Source organism: Bradyrhizobium sp. NBAIM03, from assembly GCF_020194055.1.
Lineage (GTDB): Bacteria > Pseudomonadota > Alphaproteobacteria > Rhizobiales > Xanthobacteraceae > Bradyrhizobium > Bradyrhizobium yuanmingense.
In genome coordinates, this window is sequence record NZ_JADYVS010000114.1 from 1 (window position 1) to 490 (window position 490).

Annotated in this window: 1 protein-coding gene; it reads left to right on the top strand. The window is 63.9% G+C overall.

What is annotated here, in order from left to right; all coding sequences use genetic code 11:
* Window positions 1-42: 42 nt before the first annotated feature.
* A partial coding sequence (locus I6F21_RS37640) for an NAD(P)-binding domain-containing protein (RefSeq protein WP_225184372.1) occupies window positions 43-490 on the top strand: 448 nt, incomplete at its 3' end.

The following is a 490-nucleotide window of genomic DNA, read 5'->3' on the forward strand; positions in this document are numbered from 1 at the left end:
GGGCGGCAGCGAGGCTGCGGCCTCATCCCAAGGAGAGTGTTGGTGAACCGTGTCGATGTCGTGGTGGTTGGAGGTGGGCAAGCCGCCTTGGCGACTGCCTATTTCCTGCGTCGCGCCGGAATTGCCTTTGCGATCCTCGACGACCAGCCCTCGCCAGGAGGTGCCTGGCAGCATGGGTGGGATTCCCTGCACCTATTCTCGCCGGCGCAGTGGAGTTCGCTACCAGGCTGGCTCATGCCGCCTTCACCTGACCCGTATCCCTCGCGCGAGCACGTCGTTCGCTACCTGTCGGAGTACGAGCGCCGCTATCAGTTCGAGGTGCATCGCCCGGTGCGCGTTGAGTCGGTCTCTCCTACCTCGGATGGGCTGCTCGTGGTCACCAACCGAGGCGAGTGGTTGACCCATGCCGTGGTAAGTGCCACCGGCACCTGGCGTCATCCCTATGTGCCACACTACCCAGGCACCGAGTTGTTTGCAGGTATCCAAGCGC